The sequence below is a fragment of the Pseudarthrobacter sp. O4 genome (genome assembly GCF_050157025.1).
Taxonomy (GTDB): domain Bacteria; phylum Actinomycetota; class Actinomycetes; order Actinomycetales; family Micrococcaceae; genus Arthrobacter.
In genome coordinates this window covers 3,780,868-3,801,930 of the sequence record NZ_CP189591.1, presented here as the reverse complement: position 1 = coordinate 3,801,930, position 21,063 = coordinate 3,780,868, and the positions used below count along the sequence as shown (strand labels likewise).

Annotated in this window: 22 protein-coding genes; 15 read left to right on the top strand and 7 right to left on the bottom strand. The window is 67.5% G+C overall.

Annotated elements, in window-relative coordinates:
* Nucleotides 1–14 precede the first annotated feature (14 nt).
* Entirely contained in the window at nucleotides 15–560 is a 546-nt protein-coding gene (locus tag ACQCSU_RS17695; RefSeq protein WP_426976553.1) for a WhiB family transcriptional regulator, read from the bottom strand.
* A 369-nt stretch (nucleotides 561–929) separates the two neighbouring features.
* On the opposite strand from ACQCSU_RS17695, the gene ACQCSU_RS17690 reads away from it, so the two are divergent.
* Nucleotides 930–1,634: a TIGR03089 family protein gene (locus ACQCSU_RS17690; RefSeq protein WP_426976552.1), complete on the top strand. Its 705-nt coding sequence runs from the start codon at nucleotides 930–932 to the stop codon at nucleotides 1,632–1,634.
* A 36-nt stretch (nucleotides 1,635–1,670) separates the two neighbouring features.
* Here the strand turns inward: ACQCSU_RS17690 and ACQCSU_RS17685 are convergent, their stop codons facing one another.
* Nucleotides 1,671–2,234 (bottom strand): GtrA family protein, encoded by a 564-nt coding sequence (locus ACQCSU_RS17685; RefSeq protein ID WP_426976551.1) that lies wholly within the window; start codon nucleotides 2,232–2,234, stop codon nucleotides 1,671–1,673.
* Nucleotides 2,235–2,520: 286 nt separating this feature from the next.
* Between ACQCSU_RS17685 and ACQCSU_RS17680 the strand changes: the two genes are divergently transcribed.
* From ACQCSU_RS17680 to ACQCSU_RS17655, 6 genes are all read left to right on the top strand, one after another.
* Complete coding sequence (locus ACQCSU_RS17680; RefSeq protein ID WP_426979833.1) at nucleotides 2,521–3,669, top strand: 5-(carboxyamino)imidazole ribonucleotide synthase; 1,149 nt, start codon at nucleotides 2,521–2,523, stop codon at nucleotides 3,667–3,669.
* Entirely contained in the window at nucleotides 3,666–4,268 is a 603-nt protein-coding gene (gene purE, locus ACQCSU_RS17675) for a 5-(carboxyamino)imidazole ribonucleotide mutase (protein WP_426976550.1), read from the top strand. The genes ACQCSU_RS17680 and purE overlap by 4 nt, the downstream gene beginning before the upstream one ends.
* Before the next feature lie 10 nt (nucleotides 4,269–4,278).
* Complete coding sequence (locus ACQCSU_RS17670; protein WP_426976549.1) at nucleotides 4,279–5,922, top strand: LCP family protein; 1,644 nt, start codon at nucleotides 4,279–4,281, stop codon at nucleotides 5,920–5,922.
* A gap of 103 nt (nucleotides 5,923–6,025) precedes the next feature.
* Nucleotides 6,026–7,318 (top strand): mannose-6-phosphate isomerase, class I, encoded by a 1,293-nt coding sequence (gene manA / locus ACQCSU_RS17665; protein ID WP_426976548.1) that lies wholly within the window; start codon nucleotides 6,026–6,028, stop codon nucleotides 7,316–7,318.
* A 4-nt stretch (nucleotides 7,319–7,322) separates the two neighbouring features.
* A complete protein-coding gene (locus ACQCSU_RS17660; protein ID WP_426976547.1) occupies nucleotides 7,323–8,303 on the top strand; it encodes a lipid II:glycine glycyltransferase FemX in 981 nt (326 codons plus the stop codon).
* A gap of 219 nt (nucleotides 8,304–8,522) precedes the next feature.
* Nucleotides 8,523–9,512: an endonuclease domain-containing protein gene (locus ACQCSU_RS17655; protein ID WP_426976546.1), complete on the top strand. Its 990-nt coding sequence runs from the start codon at nucleotides 8,523–8,525 to the stop codon at nucleotides 9,510–9,512.
* A 10-nt stretch (nucleotides 9,513–9,522) separates the two neighbouring features.
* On the opposite strand, the gene glpX is transcribed toward ACQCSU_RS17655, so the two are convergent.
* A complete protein-coding gene (glpX, locus tag ACQCSU_RS17650) occupies nucleotides 9,523–10,545 on the bottom strand; it encodes a class II fructose-bisphosphatase (protein ID WP_426979832.1) in 1,023 nt (340 codons plus the stop codon).
* 221 nt (nucleotides 10,546–10,766) lie between these two features.
* On the opposite strand from glpX, the gene ACQCSU_RS17645 reads away from it, so the two are divergent.
* The 3 genes from ACQCSU_RS17645 to ACQCSU_RS17635 all read left to right on the top strand — a co-directional run bounded on the left by ACQCSU_RS17645 (nucleotide 10,767) and on the right by ACQCSU_RS17635 (nucleotide 13,582).
* Nucleotides 10,767–11,447 (top strand): DUF4245 domain-containing protein, encoded by a 681-nt coding sequence (locus tag ACQCSU_RS17645; RefSeq protein WP_426976545.1) that lies wholly within the window; start codon nucleotides 10,767–10,769, stop codon nucleotides 11,445–11,447.
* Between the two features lie 9 nt (nucleotides 11,448–11,456).
* Nucleotides 11,457–12,071 carry a carbonic anhydrase gene (locus ACQCSU_RS17640; protein WP_426976544.1) on the top strand — a complete coding sequence of 205 codons (615 nt, stop codon included), beginning with the start codon at nucleotides 11,457–11,459 and terminating at the stop codon, nucleotides 12,069–12,071.
* Nucleotides 12,072–12,145: 74 nt separating this feature from the next.
* Complete coding sequence (locus ACQCSU_RS17635) at nucleotides 12,146–13,582, top strand: class II fumarate hydratase (protein WP_426976543.1); 1,437 nt, start codon at nucleotides 12,146–12,148, stop codon at nucleotides 13,580–13,582.
* Nucleotides 13,583–13,716: 134 nt separating this feature from the next.
* Here the strand turns inward: ACQCSU_RS17635 and ACQCSU_RS17630 are convergent, their stop codons facing one another.
* Nucleotides 13,717–14,385 (bottom strand): VWA domain-containing protein, encoded by a 669-nt coding sequence (locus ACQCSU_RS17630; protein ID WP_426976542.1) that lies wholly within the window; start codon nucleotides 14,383–14,385, stop codon nucleotides 13,717–13,719.
* Nucleotides 14,386–14,536: 151 nt separating this feature from the next.
* On the opposite strand from ACQCSU_RS17630, the gene ACQCSU_RS17625 reads away from it, so the two are divergent.
* Together ACQCSU_RS17625 and ACQCSU_RS17620 are read left to right on the top strand one after the other, a co-directional pair.
* Nucleotides 14,537–15,208: a TetR/AcrR family transcriptional regulator gene (locus ACQCSU_RS17625; RefSeq protein WP_426976541.1), complete on the top strand. Its 672-nt coding sequence runs from the start codon at nucleotides 14,537–14,539 to the stop codon at nucleotides 15,206–15,208.
* On the top strand, nucleotides 15,205–16,890 hold the full coding sequence (locus ACQCSU_RS17620; protein WP_426976540.1) for an MDR family MFS transporter: 1,686 nt from the start codon (nucleotides 15,205–15,207) through the stop codon (nucleotides 16,888–16,890). Before ACQCSU_RS17625 ends, ACQCSU_RS17620 begins: the two co-directional genes overlap by 4 nt.
* Before the next feature lie 103 nt (nucleotides 16,891–16,993).
* Here ACQCSU_RS17620 and ACQCSU_RS17615 read toward each other — a convergent pair whose 3' ends face one another.
* From ACQCSU_RS17615 to ACQCSU_RS17605, 3 genes are all read right to left on the bottom strand, one after another.
* Complete coding sequence (locus tag ACQCSU_RS17615; protein ID WP_426976539.1) at nucleotides 16,994–17,464, bottom strand: NUDIX hydrolase; 471 nt, start codon at nucleotides 17,462–17,464, stop codon at nucleotides 16,994–16,996.
* 52 nt (nucleotides 17,465–17,516) lie between these two features.
* Nucleotides 17,517–18,020 carry an META domain-containing protein gene (locus tag ACQCSU_RS17610; RefSeq protein ID WP_426979831.1) on the bottom strand — a complete coding sequence of 168 codons (504 nt, stop codon included), beginning with the start codon at nucleotides 18,018–18,020 and terminating at the stop codon, nucleotides 17,517–17,519.
* Nucleotides 18,021–18,268: 248 nt separating this feature from the next.
* Nucleotides 18,269–18,844: a prepilin peptidase gene (locus tag ACQCSU_RS17605; RefSeq protein WP_426976538.1), complete on the bottom strand. Its 576-nt coding sequence runs from the start codon at nucleotides 18,842–18,844 to the stop codon at nucleotides 18,269–18,271.
* Nucleotides 18,845–18,903: 59 nt separating this feature from the next.
* On the opposite strand from ACQCSU_RS17605, the gene ACQCSU_RS17600 reads away from it, so the two are divergent.
* From ACQCSU_RS17600 to ACQCSU_RS17590, 3 genes are all read left to right on the top strand, one after another.
* Nucleotides 18,904–19,725 carry a hypothetical protein gene (locus ACQCSU_RS17600; protein ID WP_426976537.1) on the top strand — a complete coding sequence of 274 codons (822 nt, stop codon included), beginning with the start codon at nucleotides 18,904–18,906 and terminating at the stop codon, nucleotides 19,723–19,725.
* 36 nt (nucleotides 19,726–19,761) lie between these two features.
* On the top strand, nucleotides 19,762–20,412 hold the full coding sequence (locus tag ACQCSU_RS17595; RefSeq protein WP_426976536.1) for a GNAT family N-acetyltransferase: 651 nt from the start codon (nucleotides 19,762–19,764) through the stop codon (nucleotides 20,410–20,412).
* Between the two features lie 64 nt (nucleotides 20,413–20,476).
* Nucleotides 20,477–21,007, top strand: coding sequence for a hypothetical protein (locus ACQCSU_RS17590; protein WP_426976535.1), 531 nt, complete (start codon nucleotides 20,477–20,479; stop codon nucleotides 21,005–21,007).
* Nucleotides 21,008–21,063: the final 56 nt, after the last annotated feature.

Genomic DNA, 21,063 nt, shown 5'->3' with positions numbered 1-21,063 from the left:
TACTTCCTGAAGAATTAGACTGCTCGCTTCCTAAGCCGGCGGCGCTCCCGCTCGGAGAGGCCACCCCAGATGCCGAAGCGCTCGTCGTTGGACAGGGCGTACTCGAGGCACTGCGAACGCACGTTGCAGGCCCCGCAGACTTTCTTTGCGTCGCGCGTGGAGCCGCCCTTCTCAGGGAAGAATGCCTCCGGGTCCGTCTGTGCGCACAGCGCATCCGTCTGCCATCCGAGCTCGCCTTCATCGTCGAAGTCCTGCCGGGACGGCAACCCGATCCAGACCGGCTGCGCGGTGGTGCCTGCGCGGAGTGCGTGCAGTTCCATCGGCGGGTCGTGAAGATCGTTGTCCTGGTCCGGGCTGCCGGCCAGAAGTTCATCGTGCGCCGCCAGGAAGGCCGTGGCCTGGTCCTGGAGTGAGTCTCGAGTGTGTTCGTTGTAACGGTCGGCTGCGACCGGATCGGCCGGATCTACGTACCAGTCACTCGGCACTCCGCGTGAACGGTATTTCGCCGTGGCCTGGCCGGCGACGACGGCATCTTCATGGATACGCTCTGCTAGCCCCATTGGCGTTTCCCTCTCTGATTTTGCAGCCTTTTGCCTGACACTCGGACACTCGGTTGTGTGCCGGTTTCTACGCATTGGCCTTCGATACCTAATTACACGTGTGTAAGTATCCGGGAGTCAAGCCGCGGCGGAGATAATAATCAACTTGAGACCTGTTGCGGAGGCACGCCACGCCCGGGATTTTTCGCCCGCCCCCCGCACGGCGGCACCGTAGTTGTCAGGGTGCTGAGTACTTCCGGACGTTTTTACCGAAATCCCGGGGATCTTCCGGGCGGGCTGGATGGCGTCCGGAGCAAAGCCTCCGGCGCGCCTATGACGAAGATCACGGGTCCGCGCACCCCGGCAAGACGGCCGTGGCAAGATGAAGGCATGAGCATCCCGGCATTCGATCTGATGACAGCCCTGCGTTCCGGCCAGTCCACCTCGCCGCGGCTCACCTGGTACGGGCCGGAGGGCGAACGCGTTGAACTCTCGGGCCGGGTCCTGGACAACTGGGTGGCGAAAACCAGCAACCTCCTGCAGGACGAGCTCGACGCCGAGCCCGGTACGCGGCTGCGCCTGGACCTGCCCGCGCATTGGAAGTCGCTGATCCTCGCCCTCGCGGCCTGGCAACTGGGGATGGAACTGGTGCTCGATGCCGGAGAAGCGGACCTTGTGGCCACCGCCGATCCGGGGCCTGCCGCCGCGGAAGGGGCGTTCGACGCCGTCCTGGCAGTGGCGCTGCCGGCCCTGGCCATGCGCTGGCCGGGCGAGCTGCCCAGCGGCGTCGTCGACTACGCCGCCGAAGTCCGGTCCCACGGCGACGTCTTCATGCCGCACGTGGATCCGGAAGCATCCCGGCCGGCCGTACTGAGCACCGCCGGGACGGCGCACACGCACGCCGGGCTGTTGGACGGTTTCGCCTCGGTGCAGGACGCCGGACTGCGGCTTCTGGTGCCGGCCGGAGACGGCCTCGAGGCAGCCCTGGCCCGGTCGCTGGGCGTCTGGAAGACCGACGGTTCGGTGGTGCTGGTGCACCCCGACGTCGATGTGACGGAGAAGCTGCTCAGCGAGGAACGCGTCGACGGCCGCTAGGCGCCGTCCTTAAAGCCGGGCCGTAGCCCCTGGACCCTAGGAGTGCGGGCCCGGCAGCTCGGGATCCTTGACCTGCTCTTCAGGAACCCGGACGCCGGGAGCCGCGTGCGGGTGCCGCTCGATGATTTCGTGGTCGTGGGAGAATTCCGGCTCTTCGTCGAGTTCCTTGTTGAAGACTAGGAAGCGGTAGGCGAAGAACCGCATCACGGTGGCCACGAGGATGCCGACGACGCCCGCGAGGAACAGCATGTTCTTGTCGGTAATTCCGAAGCTGTACTTGGCGAGGGCGGTGAACCCGGTGGAGATGCCGATGCCGATGCCGTTGATGAGGATGAACATCAGGAACTCGCGCACCACGTTGTCCTGGCGGCGGCGCCGGAAGGTCCAGAAGCGGTTTGCGATCCACGAGAAGACGGTGGCGACGCTGGCGCCGACAAACCGGGCTTTGGCCTCGCTGTCGGTCATCGGACCGTGCATCAGGTAGTACGTGAGTCCGTTGTCGATGACGAACGCAACACCTCCAACGGCACCGAATTTGGCCACTTCGCGCCAGAAGAGCGAGGCAAGCCCGCGCATGCGCTCATTAAGTGTAGTAATCATGACCCTCCGTGGCCTGCTGGAACTGTCGGCCATTGGGCCAAGGGACTATTTTAGCGCCGATTGCCGGGAGCTCGCCCCGCAGGGGGTAACTGGGGGCCTTGGGAGCTGCACGGGCGCCCTCCCAACCTGGTCGGAGCGCGGACTCGATGTGGCGGGATTCGCCGTCCCTGCCGCGTCCGACGGCGCAAATTCGGGGTTAAGTCGGGGATAAGGTGAGGTCTTCGGTAGGCTGGGTGATGTGACTTTTCCTGTAATCGGTGTTGTTGGCGGCGGCCAACTGGCCCGCATGATGGCCCCGGCGGCCACCGCCCTGGGCTTCGAGCTCCGCGTCCTTGCCGAAGGGGAGGGCGTCTCTGCCGTCTCTGCCGTGGCCAACGCCCCGGTCGGTGACTACACCGATCTGGACCACCTGCTCGAGTTTTCCCGCGGCCTGGACGTCCTGACCTTCGATCATGAGCATGTCCCCACCGAGCATCTGCGCTCCCTGATCCGGGCCGGCGTCAACGTCCACCCCGGCCCGGACGCCCTGGTCCACGCCCAGGACAAGCTCGTGATGCGCGCCGCCATCGACAGGCTGGAACTCCCCAACCCGCGCTGGGCCGCCGTCGCCGATGTGGCGGAGCTCACTGCCTTCGGCGAGGCCACCGGCTGGCCCGTGGTCCTGAAGACCCCCCGCGGCGGTTACGACGGCAAGGGCGTGCGGATTGTTGATTCCGCCGCTGACGCCGCCGGGACCTCGGCCTGGTTCGAGGCGATGTCGCCCCTGCTGGCCGAGGCCAAGGTGGAGTTCAGCCGCGAACTCTCGGCGCTCGTCGCCCGGACCCCGGACGGCGAATCCAGGGCCTGGCCGGTGGTGCACACGATCCAGGTCGACGGTGTGTGCGACGAGGTCATCGCCCCCGCCCTGGACATCCCGCTCGAGGTGGCCGCAGCGGCAGAGAACGCAGCCCTCCGGATTGCCAACGAGCTCGGCGTCACGGGTGTCATGGCCGTTGAACTGTTCGAAACGCCCGGCGTCGGCGCAGGGTTCCTGATCAATGAACTCGCGATGCGCCCGCACAACACCGGCCACTGGACGCAGGACGGCTCGGTCACGAGCCAGTTTGAACAACACCTCCGCGCCATCCTTAACCTGCCGCTCGGCGCCACCGACGTCCTCGGCCCCGTCGTCGTGATGAAGAATTTCCTGGGCGGCGACAACCAGGACCTGTTTTCCGCCTACCCCGCAGCCCTCGCCAGCGAACCCGCCGCGAAGGTCCACTGCTACGGCAAGGCCGTGCGGCCGGGACGCAAGATCGGCCACGTCAACCTTGTCGGCACGTCCGCGGCGGAGGTGGACTCCCTCCGGGAGCGGGCCACCACGGTGGCCAACATCATCAGGAACGGCCGGGCGCAGCCCGGCACCCCATCAGGACTTTCCGAGGAGACCGCATGAGCGCCAGCACCGAAATGCCCGCCGCGAGCAGCGAACCACTCAGCGGCGGCCCGATCGTGGGCCTCGTCATGGGCTCGGACTCGGACTGGCCCGTGATGGAGGCTGCCGCCGAGGCGCTCGCCGAGTTCGGCATCCCGTTTGAGGCCGACGTCGTCTCCGCCCACCGCATGCCCGCCGAAATGATCCGCTACGGGCAGACCGCGCACGCGCGCGGACTGCGCGTCATCATCGCCGGTGCGGGAGGCGCCGCCCATCTGCCCGGGATGCTCGCCTCCGTCACGCCGCTCCCCGTGATCGGTGTACCGGTGCCGCTCAAGACGCTCGACGGCATGGATTCCTTGCTGTCCATCGTGCAGATGCCCGCCGGGGTTCCCGTCGCCACGGTGTCCATCGGCGGCGCGCGGAACGCCGGGCTGCTCGCCGTCCGGATGCTCGCCTCGGGCACCGATGACCTCGCCACCCAGCTCAGGGCCGACCTCGTCGAGTTCGCCCAGGAACTCAACGACGTCGCCACGCGCAAAGGCGCCAACCTCCGGCAAAAAGTGAGCGAAGTGTTCTCCGACGGGAACGGACGCACAGCCACGCGGAGCAGCCGTTAAGGATCACCCGATGACCAATAGTTACGCCCCTGCTCCGCAGAACAAACGGCGGCCGGACCGGCAGAACCAGCCGCAGCCGTCCCTGACGGACCCTGTCCGCTTTCCCTCGGGCGCCGCGGCACCGGTCCTGACCAAGCGCGCGTTCCTGCTGGTCCTGATGACGCTGCTGGTTCCCGGCAGCGCCCAGATCGTCGCGGGCAACAAGCGGCTCGGAAGGATCGCGCTGCGGGTCACCTTCACCGTCTGGGCACTGACCCTTGCGGCGGTTGTGCTTCTCCTGACGGCGCGTTCCACGCTGATCAACCTCCTGACGAACCCCATCGCCTCGCTCCTGCTGGTCATCGGCCTCGCGGTCCTCGCCATCGGCTGGGCCGCCCTGTTCTACAACACCCTGCGCCTGATCCGCCCGGCGCTGCTGGCACCCGGGGTGCGCCCCGCCGTCGTGCTGGCCCTCGTGCTGGCGATGGTCCTTGGCAGCGGTTCACTGGGCTATGCGGCCTACCTGCTCAACGTGGGACGGGACGCAATCGGGAGCATCTTCTCCTCCAACGGCCCCACGATCGAGCCGTCCGAGGGCCGGTACAACTTCCTGATGATGGGCGGCGACGCCGGAGCGGACCGCACGGGCCGCCGCCCGGACAGCCTCTCCGTCATCAGCGTTGACGCCAAGACCGGCAAAACCGCCATCATCTCGGTGCCCCGCAACCTCCAGAACGCGCAGTTCAGCGAAGACTCCCCCATGCGCAAGATATACCCCGACGGCTACGACTGCGGCGACGAATGCCTCATCAACGCCATCAACACCGAAGTCACCAACGAACACCAGGACCTCTACCCCGGGGTGGAAGACCCGGGTGCGCAGGCCACGCTGGAGGCGGTGTCCGGAACGCTCGGCATCAAGGTCCAGGCCTACGTGCTGGTGGACATGGAAGGCTTCTCCAAGCTCATCGATGCCATGGGCGGCATCCGGATCAAGGCGGGCGGCTGGGTCCCGATGAGCGGCGACATGGTCGATGAGGCCAACGGCATTCACGGCATGCCGCTGGGCTGGATCCCGGCAGGAGACCAGACGCTGGATGGTTACCACGCCCTCTGGTACGGCCGTTCGCGGGAATTCGTGGACGATTACGCCCGGATCCAGCGGCAGCAGTGCGTCCAGCAGGCGATGCTCAAGCAGCTCGACCCGGCCACGCTGCTGTCCAAGTTCGAAGACATCGCCAAGGCGGGCACCAAGGTGGTGGACTCCAATATTTCCGCTGGCCAGCTCGGAAGCTTCGTGGACCTGGCGATGAAGGCCAAGGGCCAGGAAGTGAGCCGCCTGACCATCGGGCCGCCGGACTTCGACGCCTCCTTCTCAACGGTTCCGGACTTCGATCAGATCCACGAGCGGGTGGACCGGCTCCTCGCCGCGAAGGCCTCGGCAACGGCCGATGACAGCCTGCTCCCGCAGGCCGCGGCGCCCGGACCGCTCTCCGCCGCCGGCGGGGTAACCGGCACGCAGCCCCCGCCGCCGCCGTCGGACTTCACCCCCGTGACCACGACGCCCGACGGCGAGCCGATCACGGAGGAGATGCTCAACGATTTCAAGCGTCAGGGCGACGAACAGTCGATCCGCGATCTGGTCGCGACCAACGGCCAGTGCGCGCCGCTCTAGACTCCGGAAGCGCTCCGGATATCCGGGACGCGGACTTGACCTGATCCGGCGGTCCACCCAACTTTTAGCGACCGAACGTCAGTAACCAGATAGGGACCAGGCAGTGTACGAACTCGAGAACGTCCTCCGGCCCTACGCCTGGGGTTCCACCACGGCGATTGCGAAACTGCTCGGCAGGCCCGCGTCCGGCGGGCCCGAGGCCGAGCTGTGGATCGGCGCGCACCCGGACTCCCCGTCCGTGGCGCTGTCGTATGCCGCGTCCGGTTCCGGCGGAGCGCACGCCGCGGGGGCTGACGACGACGGACGCCGGCCCCTGGACGAGCTGATCGCGGAAGACCCGGAGCATCACCTGGGCGGCGAAAGCATCGCCGAGTTCGGCCCCCGGCTGCCGTTCCTGCTCAAGGTCCTCGCCGCGGACAGACCGCTCTCCCTGCAGGTGCATCCCACGCTCCGCCAGGCCCGGGAAGGCTTTGCCCGGGAGGAGGCCGCAGGCGTCGATCACTCCGCCCCCGGGCGCAACTACAAGGACGACAACCACAAGCCGGAAATGATCTTCGCGCTGACGGATTTCGAGGCACTGTGCGGCTTCCGTCCGGCGGTGGAATCCCGCGGCGTCTTCCTGCACCTGGCGGCGTGCTTTGACCTGGCTGGGCTCGAGCTCCCTCCGCTGGTTCCGCAGCTGCTGGAAGACCTGGCCCAACCCGACGAACAGGCTGCCCTGCGCGCCGCCTTCGAACGGCTGATAGCTGGCGGCGAGGACGTTTCGCACGCGACCGCCGCCGTCGTCGCCGCCCTGGTCTCGGGCGCCCCCACGGCCTCCTACCAGGCGGAGCTGTCGACCGTCGTCGAGCTCAACGGCGAATATCCCGGCGACCCGGGCGTGCTGATCTCGCTGCTGCTGAACCGGATTTCGCTGGCGCCGGGTGAGGCCGTGTACCTGCCCGCCGGCAATGTGCACGCGTACCTCCACGGCCTCGGGATCGAGGTCATGGCCTCCTCGGACAATGTGCTCCGCGGCGGGCTGACGCCCAAGTTCGTGGACGTGCCGGAGCTCCTCAAGACCGTTGCGTTCGAGGCCGTCGGCGTGCCGATGCTCGGCGCCGGGACCACGATGCTGGGCCAGGAGCTCTTCCGGCCGCCGTTCCGGGAATTCCAGCTGCAGCGGGTGGACCTGGAGCCCGGCGGCGAGCCGGTCCCGCTGGCGCAGTCCGGAGCCGCCGTGATCATCGTGGTCGCCGGCGCCGTCCTCCTCGACTCCCCCAAGGGCGAGCTGCGCCTGGGCCGCGGCGCGAGCGCCTTCCTGCCCGCCGCCGAAGCGCCGGTCAACGTGCACGCCGTCTCCGGCGCCACCGAGGCAGCCCTGGCCTTTGCCGTCACCACCGCACTGAAAGCCTGACACCGTGGACTATTTCCTGCAGAGCCCCCCGTGGGCCGACTTCCAACGCGCGCTGGGCCGGACCGTCCATGAAAAGTCCGGGCCCGGCTGGAGCTTCCTCGCGGTCGAGGAGACGAACCCGGCGGGGAAGCTGCTGTACGCACCCTACGGCCCGGTGGCCTCTACGCTGGAGGCGTTCGACGCCGCGCTGGCGGCCCTGACGGATCTGGCGCGCAGCCGCGGGGCAGTGTTTGTCCGGATTGAGCCGGTAGGTGCCGGCCTGCCAGCGCCCGCCGCCGCCGTGTTGCGCAGCCGCGGCCTGCAGCCCGCGCCGGCGAACCAGCAGCCCGAGCTCAGCTGGATTGTGGACCTGGACCGCGATTTCAAGGACGTCCTGGCGGACATGAAGCCGGTGAACCGCAACCTGTACCGGAACATCCACAAGAAGGGTGTGACGTTCCGCTCCAGCCAGGATCCGGCCGAGGTCTCGGTGCTGCTGGATTTCCTGCATATGACCGCGGCGCGCAACGGTTTCAAGCCCCAGAGCGATGAGTACCTGAGCCAGGTGGCCCGCTCCCTGATGCCGGCCGGGGCCGCGACGCTCTTCATTGCCGAGCTGGAGGGCACTCCGATCGCCGCCGCCCTGGCGTACGATTCGGCGGACACCCGCACCTACGCGCACGCCGCGCTGGATGACACGCACCGGAAGCTCAGCGCGGGCATTCCGCTGCTGGTGACCCTGATCGCCGACGCCAGGGACAAGGGCCTGAAGCACGTCGACCTCTGGGGCGTGGCCCCCGAAGACCAGCCGGACCACAAGTGGGCCGGTTTCACGGTGTTCAAGAAGTCCTTCGGCGGACGCGGGGTGGCCTATCCCGGCACCTGGGACCTGCCGGTGCGGAAGCTGCGCTACGGCGCGTACCAGCTGGCCCGCCGGTGTGCCCAGGCCGCGAAGACGTTGGTCAAGGGGCTGCAGACGGGCGTCCGCGCCCGGCTCCGGAAGTAACCCCTCCACCCCGGGCTCTCCCTCTCCCTCCTCCTCGCTCCCCCCTCTCCCCCCTCTCTCCCCTCTCTCCCCTCTCTCCCCTCTCTCCCCTCGCGCGAGCGGACACTTGGCGCCCCGGAACCGCGGTTTTCCGGGCGCCAAGTGCCCGTTCGCGCTGTCAGGCGGGGCCCGGCCTGTGGATAACCGGGTGCGGGGGTCCCGGACCGGCGAAACTGAAGCATGCCCCGCCTGCCTTTGCCGCCGGAACTCCTGGCTGGCTCCTTCACAGCCGCCGCCTCGGATGACGCCGGACTGACCCGGAAACGCACACGCCGGCCGGACGTCTACATTCCTTCCCGCGGCATCAGGATCCCCGCCGGGGGTCCCGGCGGCGCGGCGTCCAACCTGCGCGCCTTCACAGCCCTCGACGGCGTGTCGATCATTACCCATCACTCCGGCGGCTTGGTCTGGGGTGTGAGCCTCCCGGCGTGGCTGCAGGAGGACTGGCGGATCCATGTGGCGAGGGAACGCAACTGCAGCAAACCCCGGCGCCGGAATGTCGTCGGGCACCGCCTGACCTTCCTTGCCGGCGAGGTCGTCAATCTGAACGGCCTGCGCGTCACCTCAGCGGCCCGGACGTGGCTGGATCTGGCGTCCTTGCTGGCCCCGGACGAGCTGGTGGCGGCCGGCGACTCGATCGTCGTCGGACACGGCCGGGACTTTCCTGCGCCCCGCGTTGCACTGGCCTCGATCGGCGAGCTGCAGCGGATGGTCGCCGCGCATCCCGGTATGCGCGGGGTGCGGACGGCGCGTGCAGCGCTGGCCGATATCCGGGTGGGGGCGGATTCTCCGCAGGAGACGAAAATGCGGCTCGTCCTTTGCCGGGCCGGGCTGGGTGAACCTGTCCTCAACTACATGGTCCGCAACAGCTGGGGCCGGCCCGCCGTCTGGCCTGATGCGGCCTACCCGGAACACCGGATCGCCCTGCAGTACGACGGCGCACACCACGGGGACCCACAGCAGTACAGGCTCGACATCTTGCGCCAGACGGCGACCGAACGCCTTGGCTGGCGGGAGATCAGGGTTTCCAAGGACGACCTGGAGGGAGACCACCCGTTCGTCGTCGAAAAGGTCCGGGCCGCATTGGGCCGCCAAGAACAGCGCGAGCGTACAGCTGGGGCCCCGAATCGCGTCGATCCGGGGCCCCAAGCGTACGTTCGCGCTACCTGAAGGGAGCGGCCTAGTTCTTGCGGGCGTAGCCTTCCCACTTGCTGGCCTGGTGCTCGCCGTCCACGAACCGGATGGTGCCGGACTTCGAGCGCATCACGATGGACTGCGTGAGGACCTTGTCCTTGGAGTAGCGCACGCCCTTGAGGAGGTCACCGTCGGTGATGCCGGTGGCCGCGAAGTAGCAGTTGTCGCTGGAGACGAGGTCGTTGGTGGACAGCACACGGTCCAGGTCGTGGCCGGCGTCGATGGCCTTCTGCTTCTCGTCATCGCTCGTGGGCCACAGGCGGCCCTGGATCACGCCGCCGAGGGACTTGATGGCGCAGGCCGAGACGATGCCTTCCGGCGTACCGCCGATACCCATCAGGGCATCGACACCGGTACCGGCGCGCGCGGCAGCGATAGCACCGGCGACGTCGCCGTCCATGATGAACTTCGTGCGGGCACCGGCCTCGCGGATTTCCTCCACGAGCCCACGGTGGCGGTCCCGGTCCAGGATCATCACGTTGAGCTGGTTGACCTTGACGCCCTTGGCCTTGGCGATGAGGTGCAGGTTCTGCTTGACCGGCAGGCGCAGGTCCACCATGTCGGCCGCTTCCGGGCCGGTCACGAGCTTTTCCATATAGAAGACCGCGGAGGGGTCGAACATGGAGCCGCGCTCCGCCACGGCCAGGACGGCCAAGGCGTTGTTGATGCCGAGGGCAGCGAGGCGGGTTCCGTCGATGGGGTCGACGGCGACGTCGCACTCGGGGCCTGTGCCGTCACCGACATTCTCGCCGTTGAAGAGCATCGGGGCCTCGTCCTTCTCGCCTTCACCGATGACCACAACGCCGTTGAAGTGGACCGTCTGAAGGAAGGAGCGCATGGCGTCGACGGCGGCGCCGTCTGCCTTGTTCTTGTCGCCGAAACCAACCCAGTGGCCGCCGGCGATGGCCGCGGCCTCGGTGACGCGGACCAGTTCCAGTGCAAGGTTGCGGTCAGGCTCGTCGATCCCGACGGCGAGAGACGGGGAAAGCGTGGAGTACTTCTGGGTCATGGACGCTGGTGACACGTGAACCTCTTCTTCGAGTGGCGATCGTTGAACCCGGACGGCCAAGATCGATCCGTCGCGGTGATTCGTCTGTTACTGATCATAGTCGCGCCGGGAATGCTACGTCTCGGCATGACCACGCCGTGAAACACCTCACTCTGCCACGGGCCGGTACTCCCGAATGTGAGATCGGCACCGGGATGGGCGACTATAGAGGGGTGAGTGAAATGCAGGATACGTCCCCCGCAGCCCCAGTGCCCCCCGCCGGCGGAGCCGCGCAGGGAGCCCCGGCCGAGGCCGGCCAGCCGCCCGTCAAGCCCGTCATCGCCGCCGGGGCGGCGAAACGCGCGAACGCCTCGGTGATCGGTATGTTCATTGCGCTGGCGCTGAGCATCGCCGTTTTCCTGCCGATCGTCCTCCTGAACCCGTCGCCGAAGAGCGACGGCTACCGGCCGGACATCGATGTCAGCGGCATTGCGAAGAATGCCGCAGGTGTGGCGGGATTCACACCGGCGGCCCCCTCCACGGGCGACGCATTCCGGCCGAATTACGCCCGGTGGGAGTCCGGCACGGGTACCGGTGTCGCGACCTGGGAGGTCGGCTACATCACGCCCAAGCAGTCCTTCATCGGCCTGGTGCAGACCCGGCAGTCCAATCCCACGTGGTTGCTGCAGCAGGTGAAAAATGCTCCCCTGACGGGGACCAGGAACGCGGGGGGACGCGACTGGGAACTCCGGGACACCGGCAAGGGCGAAAAGAGCATGGTGCTCGTCCACCGCGGCACTACCGTCATCCTGAGCGGCCCGGCGCAGCTCGACGAGTTCACGGTGCTGGCCGCCGCCGTCGTGACGTCCCTGGACAACAATCCCGAAGCAACAGTTTCACCCTCCGCCCCTCCATCACCGTAAGGTATTGCCGTGGCCACTTACCTGACTCCCGCCCTAGCCTGGCAGCGCCTCCGGGAAGGCAACGAGCGCTTTGTTACCGGCGCATCCTCCCATCCCAACCAGGACGCCTCGCGCCGTTCCTCCCTCGTGGAGAACCAGCACCCCTTCGCCGTGATCTTCGGCTGCTCCGATTCCCGGCTCGCCGCCGAAATCATCTTCGACCTCGGCCTGGGGGACGCCTTCGTGGTCCGCACCGCCGGGCAGGTGATCGACGACGCCGTGCTCGGCTCGCTGGAATACAGCATCAGCGTCCTGGATGTGCCGCTGATCGTGGTACTCGGCCACGATAACTGCGGCGCCGTGACGGCCACCAAAAAAGCCGTGGAAACCGGGGAGATGCCGGTCGGCTTCATGCGCAGCCTGGTCGAGCGGATCACGCCCTCGGTGCTGGCCTCACTGCGTAACAATCAGGACGGCATTAACGACATGGTGGTCGAGAACGTCAAGCAGACCTCCCGGCGGCTGGTGGACAGCTCGCGCGTGATCTCGGACGCCATCGACAGCGGCCGTGCCGCCGTGATCGGGCTCGCCTACAGCCTGGCCGACGGCCATGCCGACCGCGTTTCTGGAATCGGCGAACTGTAGTCCCGCCGGCGGCCGCCTTCCGCCAGCCGGTTCACGGTTTTCGATGGGGCGCCCCCTCCCAATAAGCTAGCCCCATGACTTCCACTGAAGAGTTGAACACTGAAGAGTTCCGCATTGAACACGACACGATGGGCGAAGTCCGCGTCCCCGTGAACGCCCTGTACCGCGCCCAGACGCAGCGTGCAGTCGAAAACTTCCCCATCTCCGGCAAGACCCTGGAGCGCGCCCACATCGAGGCCCTCGCGCGGGTCAAGAAGGCTGCCGCCCAGGCCAACGCAGAACTGGGCGTGCTCGACGGCGAGCTGGCCCAGGCGATCGCCGACGCTGCCGATGAGGTTGCCGCCGGGAAGTACGACGGCGACTTCCCCATCGACGTCTTCCAGACGGGCTCCGGCACGTCCTCCAACATGAACACCAACGAGGTCATCGCGGAGCTTGCCTCCCGGGCCCTCAAGGCCGCCGGCAGCGGCAAGGTGGTCCACCCGAACGACCACGTCAATGCCTCCCAGTCCTCCAACGACGTCTTCCCCACCTCGGTCCACGTGGCCGCCACGTCCGCGCTGATCAACGACCTGATCCCGGCCCTCGGCTACCTGGCGGATTCGCTGGAACGCAAGGCCGTCGAGTTCAAGGACGTCGTGAAGTCCGGCCGCACGCACCTCATGGACGCCACCCCGGTCACTCTGGGCCAGGAGTTCGGCGGCTACGCCGCGCAGGTCCGCTACGGCATCGAACGCATCAACGCCTCCCTTCCCCGGGTGGCCGAAGTTCCCCTCGGAGGCACGGCCGTCGGCACCGGCATCAACACCCCGGCCGGCTTCCCGGAGCGCGTGATCGAACTGCTCGCCGCCGACACGGGCCTGCCGCTGACCGAGGCCCGCAACCACTTCGAGGCCCAGGCCAACCGCGACGGCCTGATCGAGGCCTCGAGCCAGCTGCGCAACATCGCGATCTCCTTCATGAAGATCAACAACGACCTGCGCTGGATGGGCTCCGGCCCCAACACCGGCCTCGGCGAAATCGCGATCCCGGATCTGCAGCCGGGCTCCTCGATCATGCCGGGCAAAGTCAACCCGGTCATCTGCGAAGCCTCCATCATGGTGTGCGCCCAGGTCATCGGCAACGACACCGCCATCGCCTGGTCCGGCACCAACGGCGCCTTCGAACTGAACGTGGGCATCCCCGTGATGGCCGCCAACCTGCTCGAGTCCGTGCGCCTTCTGGCCAACACCAGCCGCGTCATGGCGGACAAGATGATCGACGGCATCACCGCCAACGTGGAACGCGCCCGCTTCCTGGCCGAGGCCTCCCCGTCCATCGTTACCCCGCTGAACAAGTTCATCGGCTACGAAAACGCCGCCAAGATCGCCAAGAAGGCCGTGGCCGAGGGCCTGACCGTCCGCGAGACCGTGGTGGCCATGGGCTTCCTGGAGCGCGGCGAACTGACCGAGGAGCAGCTGGACACCGCACTGGACGTCATGTCCATGACGCGTCCGCCGCACAAGGCCTAGTGACCGCGAAGTCGTAGTGACCGCGGGCGGCACCCGCACTCCGTAAGAACGTCCGACGTCGGCCGGCAGCTTTCCTTGAAGGTTGCCGGCCGACGTCGTTCGTGGCCGCCGGACCCCGGCCAAGGCGCCTCTCCTCAGACCCCGGGCGGATCTCCCCCGGCTGCCTCCCGCTCCTCCGCCGTGTAGGCCGCTGCCGCGGCCGCATCCGCCATGCTGGCGCCGCCGATCCGGGCCTCACGCAGCCGGCGGGTCTTGGCCGACTGGACCGAGAAGGCCGCGTCCACGTTTCCCGCGGCATACGTCAAAGCGTCCTCTGCCCGGATTCCGAGGCCGCTGGCCGTCAGCACGGCGTCCTGGTTTGCGCCCAGGTAGGTGAACTGCCACCCCCACTGGCTCTGCTGACGTTCGACCAGCGACTTGACCATGGCGCCCGTGGCCTCCCGCGACGAGTTCTCGTGGCCATCAGTCAGGACGGCCACGAGAACCGTGCCGGGTCGCCGGTCCTCCGGCAGGGCGGCCAACTCCGCGCCGGCCTCCCCGATCAGCCGGACCATGGCATCGTGCAGGGCAGTGCTGCCGCGCGGCTGCAGGTCCAGGGGAGGCACATCCTGGATGTCCACTGCGGCGTAGACCCGCTCGTAGCTGTCGTCGAACTGTGCAAGGGAGAGCCGGCAGCGGCCGGCCACCGACTGCTGCTCACGGACGAAGGCCGCGAATCCGCCCACCGTGTCGTCGGCGATGGCACTCATGGACCCCGATCGGTCCAGGAGGACGTACACGTGTGTCAAAGCAGAGTCTGTCATGTTTCCCCGTTTCCGGCCCGGACGCCCGGGCCAACTGTTCCAGCGGATGACTGGACACGAACAGGCTACGGCCGGGCACCGACAATATAGGGCCCGCTGGATCATCTTTCACGCTTTGCACTTATGTCACTTCAGTGCAAAAATACACTTTATGAGTCACAGTGCAAATATCGAGGGCGGCCTCCGCGAGCGCAAGCGCGCCGCGACGCGTGCGGCCATCACCGCCGTCGCGCGGTCCCTGACGGCCGAGCGCGGTCTCAACGGCTACACCGTGGAGGAAGTCTGCGGACGGGCGGGCATCTCCCGCCGCACCTTCTTCAACTACTTCCGTTCCAAGGAAGACGCGATTATCGGGCACGTCGACGACGAACTCCCGGCCGAAATTTTCGAGGACTTCATCCGGGGCGGCGCGGGTTCCCCGGGCGGGGAGATTTCCTCCACCCTTTTCCGGGATCTGGTGGCACTGACGCTCCGCTTGTCCGAACAGATGAGCGCCTCGGAGGAAGAGACCCGCCAGCTGATCGGCGTCATCCAGAAGGAACCCCAGCTGATGCTGCGGATCATCGGCGCTTCCGAAGAGCGCGAGGCCGAGTTCGCCCGGATGCTCTCCGCCCGGGAGGGCGTCCCGCCTGACCACCCCGTGGTGCGCATGGCGGTGGTCCTCCTGGGCACCATCGCCCGCAAGACCAGCGCCGCATACTTCTCCGAAGGCAACACGCGCCCGTACAAGGACATGCTGCTCGAGAACGTCGGAGCCGCACGCACCCTCTTTTCGCTGCCTTTTGAACTTTCCCCCTCAACTTCCCCCGAAGGAACGCAATGAGCACCGCCGTCAGCCCCAAACCGGCAGCCGAACCGCTGCTGCTGACCCAGAAACGCATCTGGATCATTTTCTCCGCCCTCATCGCCGGCATGCTGCTCTCCAGCCTGGACCAGACGATCGTCTCCACTGCCATGCCCACCATCGTCGGCAAACTCGGCGGAGTCGAGCACCAGGCCTGGATCACCACCGCCTACCTGCTGGCCACCACCATCGTGATGCCCATCTACGGCAAGTTCGGTGACATCCTGGGCCGCCGCAACCTGTTTCTCGTCGCTATCGCGCTGTTCACCCTGGCTTCGCTCGGCTGCGCCTTCGCCACCGATTTCTGGGGCTTCGTGATCTTCCGCGCCGTCCAGGGCCTGGGCGGCGGCGGCCTCATGATCCACTCGCAGGCCATCATCGCGGACATCGTTCCGGCCAAGGACCGCGGCAAATACATGGGCCCGCTGGGCGCGATCTTCGGTCTCTCTGCCGTTGCCGGCCCCCTGCTGGGCGGCTACTTCGTGGACCACCTGACCTGGGAATGGGCCTTCTACATCAACATCCCGATCGGCGTCGCGGCGTTCGCCATCGCGTGGTTCACCCTCACGCTGCCAAACAAGAAGGCCGAGAAGCGCATCGACGTCCTCGGCGTGCTGCTGCTCTCCGCAGCCACCACCTGCCTGATCTTCTTCACGGACTTCGGGGGCAAGAAGGACGAAGGCTGGGATTCGCCGCTGACCTGGGCCTTCGGCGCCGGCACGGTGCTGGCCGCCGCCGCCTTCGTGCTGGTTGAGCGCAGTGCCGAGGATCCGATCATCCCGCTGAGCCTGTTCAAGAACCGGATCTTCGTGAACTCCACGGCGATCGGCTTCACCCTGGGCCTCGGTATGTTCGCCGCGATCGCCTTTGTCCCCACCTTCCTGCAGATGTCCTCCGGCACATCCGCCGCGGAGTCCGGTTTGCTGATGCTGCCCATGATGGCGGGACTGATGGGCATGGCCATCTTTTCCGGTATCCGCATTTCCAAAACCGGCAAGTACCGGCTGTTCCCGATCCTCGGGGCTGCCCTGACCATCGCCGCGATGCTTTGGCTGACCACGCTTACCGCGGCGACCCCCCTCTGGGTCATCTGTGTTCAGCTGCTGGTGTTCGGCGCCGGTCTCGGTTCGATCATGCAGGTGATCGTCCTGGTGGTGCAGAACTCCGTGCCGGCCGAGCAGATCGGCACGGCCACCAGCACGAACAACTACTTCCGCGAAGTCGGCGCCTCCCTCGGCGTCGCGGTCTTCGGATCCATCTTCACCGCCCGGCTGTCCGAGTCCCTGGCCAAGGCGTTCACGGGCGCCGGCGCCTCCGCCGAGCAGGCCTCACAGTCCACCCGGACGTTGGACCCGCAGGCCCTCAGCCGGCTCCCGGGCCAGCTCAAGGATGCCATCGTAGGTGCCTACGCGGATTCGCTGGCGCCCGTGTTCTGGTACCTGCTGCCCTTCCTCGCGATCGCCCTGGTCCTGGCACTGACCCTCAAGCAGATCCCGCTATCGGACACCGCCGGAATGGTGGCCCGCGGCGAGGCAGTGGGGGGCGAAGAGGCCGAGCGGCTGGAAGCCGAACGCCACGCCCACCAGGACTGCGCGGCCGCCAAGGACGCTGAGGCTTCGGCTTCCGCGGACGACGCCGGGCTGACGCGCCCGCGCGGCTAAAGCTGCGGAGCTGGGCCGCCCGGCTCGGCGCCACGCCACATGCAGGGACGCCGCACTGTTGGTGGGTGCGGCTCCCTGTGTCGGTCCAATCGGCGGGAACGCATCATCGCAGGAAGTGGGCGGCACCATCTTGTTCCATCGCCTGCCGGACCGACTCGAGGTGACCGGGCGTCAGCTCCGGGAACTCCTCGGGACGGAACCAACCCACGGCGAGGGATTCGTCGTCATTGACCATCGCCTCACCGGAGAGGTGCCGGCAGCGGAAAACCAGGGTAAGAAAGTGGCACAAATCGCCGTTCGGGTATGTCACCGGGCCCGCCGCGTCCACCGCGACGAGGCGCTCCGCAAGGGCCACCACGCCGGTTTCCTCCAGGATTTCCCGCAGCAGGCCCGGGGCCGGCTCCTCACCGGGCTCGAGGATTCCGGTAATCAGGCCCCACTGGCCGTTGTCGGCGCGCTGGCCGAGCAGCACCCGGCCTGCGTCGTCAATTACCACTCCCCGAACGGCCGGAAGCCAGAGCATCTCGTGGCCGATCTTTTCGCGGAGCCTGCGGATGAAGCCGGGGGTAGCCATGCCGCCAGCCTAACCGCCGGAAGCGCTGCCGCGAGGCCGTGCGGCACGGAAACTACAGCTGGGTGTTTGGGCCGGCGTCGTCGAATTCCACAGTCCCGTGTCCATTCCGGAGGATGAGTGAGGCGCCGTCCAGTTCCCAGTCGACGGGCTGCCGAAAAAGCTGCATGGCCCAATCTTCGTATCCGCTTTCAGGGCCGAGGCAGCCCATGGCTGTCGAGATGGTCCGGCCCGGGATCAACTGACCGGCCCGCACATCCACCTCGACACCCAGATGGTTGCACGGGGTCTTGACTCCAATCGTCCACGTTCCGTTAACGAACACACTCGACACTTCCAGCGGCTGCGTCCTCAGCCAGTCAAGCTCACCCGAACCGTCCCGCCCACCGACTGAGCGGTAGATTCTGCAACCCAACGGGCCGCCCTCGCAATAGCGGGTCTGCGGACCGGGAGTGGAGGACGCTGAGACCACCGGAGACCTGGAACCCGACGTCAAGTCCGGAGCGGAGGATCCGGGCGTAGCACCCGGAACCGCTGGTGGGGAGCCTCCCGGGCGCATGGGCTCCGGCGGGCCGGGAGCCGAATCCCCCGGCAACCCTCCGCAGCCGCCAAGGGCGGCCACCAGCCAAAAAAGGATCAGAACCTGACGCAGCTTGCCGCGCTCGCCCGTGGTGCGCCCCCGTGATCCTGCCATGGCTCCCCCGTCGATTGGTGTCCGATTGCGGCCACCCGCATTGTTGAGCCCAGTCTGCGCGTTGCCTCCCGGGGTGCACAAGGAAGACGTCCGGGAGGGACTTGGCCGAGGCGTCAGGCGGCGGGCAGCAGCACCATGGCTGCGGCCGTGCCGGCCAGCATGAACGGCCCGAAAGGGATGCTCGATTTCAGGGTGCCGCGCCGCAACGCCAACAGGCCCAGGCTCCACAATCCCCCCAAAAGGAACGCGGCAATGGTGCCGGCGAAGACATGAGGCCAACCGAGGAAGCCCAGATACATCCCCAGGACGCCGGCAAGCTTGACGTCGCCAAAACCCATGCCCGGCGGGTAGAGGGCCCGCAACAGGAAATAGAACAGCCACAACACCGCTCCCCCGGCGACAATGCGCAGTCCCGGCACACCGAACAGTCCGGCCGCGCCGTCCGGGGTGACGTCCGATGTGACATCCGTTGCCGGCACGCCCAGGAAAGCGGTGCTGGCTGCCGCGCCGAGCAGGAGGACACCGGCCACTGCATAGGAGGGAAAAACGATCCGGTTCGGCAGCAGGTGGTAACGGATGTCGATCACGGCGAGCCGCACGGCCATCAGCGCAAAGTAGGCGCAGGCAGCCGCCACCAGCCAGAAGGCCAGCGGGGCCGCTTGAACGAGGTTCCCGAGCAGTTGGATCACCCTCGGATGCTACGGGATTTTGCGGCAGCCGTGGCCGGGCCCGCGCGTAAACTGTGGATATGGCCGCATGGGACAGCAGGATCCGGCCCGGGCCGCGCACGCCCGGAGGGCCGGCGGAGCAGGCCGCCTTCCGAAACCTGTGCCGTTCCTCGCCGTGGAAGTGGCAGTCGCTGCGGTTCGAGTACCTGGACCGGCCGCTGCCCGGTTCCGACGCGGAGACGTCCGGCGAGGCCGCTGGCGGCGCTCCCGACCTGGTCCGCGCGTGGCTGCGGCGTCCTGGAGCCCTGCGGCTCGAGACCGCCGACGGTCTTGTCCTCCACAGCACCACGGGCATCAATGATTCCCGCGACGTGTTCTACGTCAGTTCCACGCGGAAGTCGTGGCTGCTGCCGCCGCAACTCGTCACCCCGGTCTACGATGACGGTGGCCTGGTCCGGCGCCGGCCTGAAGCGGCCTACGGCGAGCCTTGCTTCGGCAACGGCCGATTCGGCGCCGCCCTGGACCCTGTTGAGCTGGCTGGCAACGCCCCGGTCCCCCTTGAGTTCCCCAACTCCAACGCCGTGGAACTGGGCGCCATCACCGACGTGGACCATGAGGGCCGTCCCGCACTTGAAACCACAGTCACGCCCAATGCCGGTTACCGCCCGGCGGACCCGGACGCGCCGCTCTGCCGGCCGGGACGCACCCTGGTAAGGATCGACGCCGGCACCGGCGTCTGCGTCTCGAGCCGCTGGCTTGAGGATGACTCGGACGGCTATGGCCACTGGATGCGGATCCTGGCCGTAGACGAGTACATGCTGGACGATCTGTTCCTCGCCGAATCCATGAACCTCACCGATGTGCGCCGGCACATCAGCTGGGACGTGTCGCCGGGCGTGTGACTGGCAGCCGCAGCCCCGCGCCGTTAGGCTTCCGGGATGACTGAACTCGCCCCCTACTGGCCGCCTTTCGGCCTCACACTGACCACGCCCCGTTTGGAACTCCGGCCCATCCGCGACGAGGAGATTCCGGCGGCAGTCAAAGCGGCCCTCAGCGGCATCCATGAACCGGGCCGCAGGCCCTTCAGCAACCCCTGGACCGAAGCCCCGGCACACGAACTCGGCCCGAATATGGCGCAGTGGTACTGGCGTTGCCGTGGAGGCATGTCCCCGGAAGAATGGACGCTGCTGCTGGGGATTTGGCACGACGGCGAGTTCATCGGCTGCCAGGACGTCGCGGCCAAGGACTTCGCTACCCTGAAGACGGTCACCACCGGCTCCTGGCTCCGCCAAAGCGCCCAAGGCCAGGGACTCGGCAAGGAGATGCGCGCCGCCGTCGCCCAGTACGCCTTCGACCACCTCGGCGCAGAGGTCGCGGAATCCGAGGCCGCAGCGTGGAATCAGCAGTCCCTTGGCGTCTCGCGTTCCCTCGGCTACGAACTCAACGGCGTCACACGCGCCGCCTGGGGCGGCAAGGCGCAGGACGTCCAGAAAGTCCGCCTCACGCCCCAGTCGTTCAAACGCCCCGACTGGACTCTGGAAGTCCAGGGACACGAACCAACCGCAAAATACCTGGGCATCGGCAGCTAGCGCGGGCCCGCCCGGGGAAAGCGGGCATAGGCTTTTCCGAAGTTGCCCGGGATTGAATGACCGCATGTCCGGCCCAGCGATCGAGACCAGGCCCCGCCCGTCCACCGGACGGCGGCGGGCCCTGCTGATCCCCCTCACGCTGCTGTGCGCCCTGGCGATCGCGCTGGCATACCTGTTCCTCACGGCCAAACCGGAGCCCAGTGTTCCACTGGGCGCTTCGGCTATCGTTCCGGGAGGCATGGCAAGCATCAGCGAAATCGTCCCGCTGGAAGTCGACGGCTGGGCCCCGGCCGGCGACGGCGGTTCACTGTCCGGCAACCCGACGGAGGGGAGCCACAGGGTGCGGCTCGTGGTCCGGATCACCGCACTGGAAAGCGGCGGCGTGCAGCTGGATGACCGCGATTTCTCGGTGTCCGGCCTCGGCTCCCTCAAGGCGCAGCCGGTGTGGAGCTCGGCGTCGAACATGTGGCTGCGGCAGGGGGAATCACTCGGCGAAACCCTGGTCTTCGAAGTCCCGGACAAGGCCGTCGCCCTCGTCCTGGAGGGCCCCGGGGACTCCCGCCTGTCCCTGGGCCTGGCACACCACAGCGGCTAGCAAGTCGCGGGCCGCCGCGCAATCGGCCTGGCGGCGCGGGCATAGGTTATTCCAAG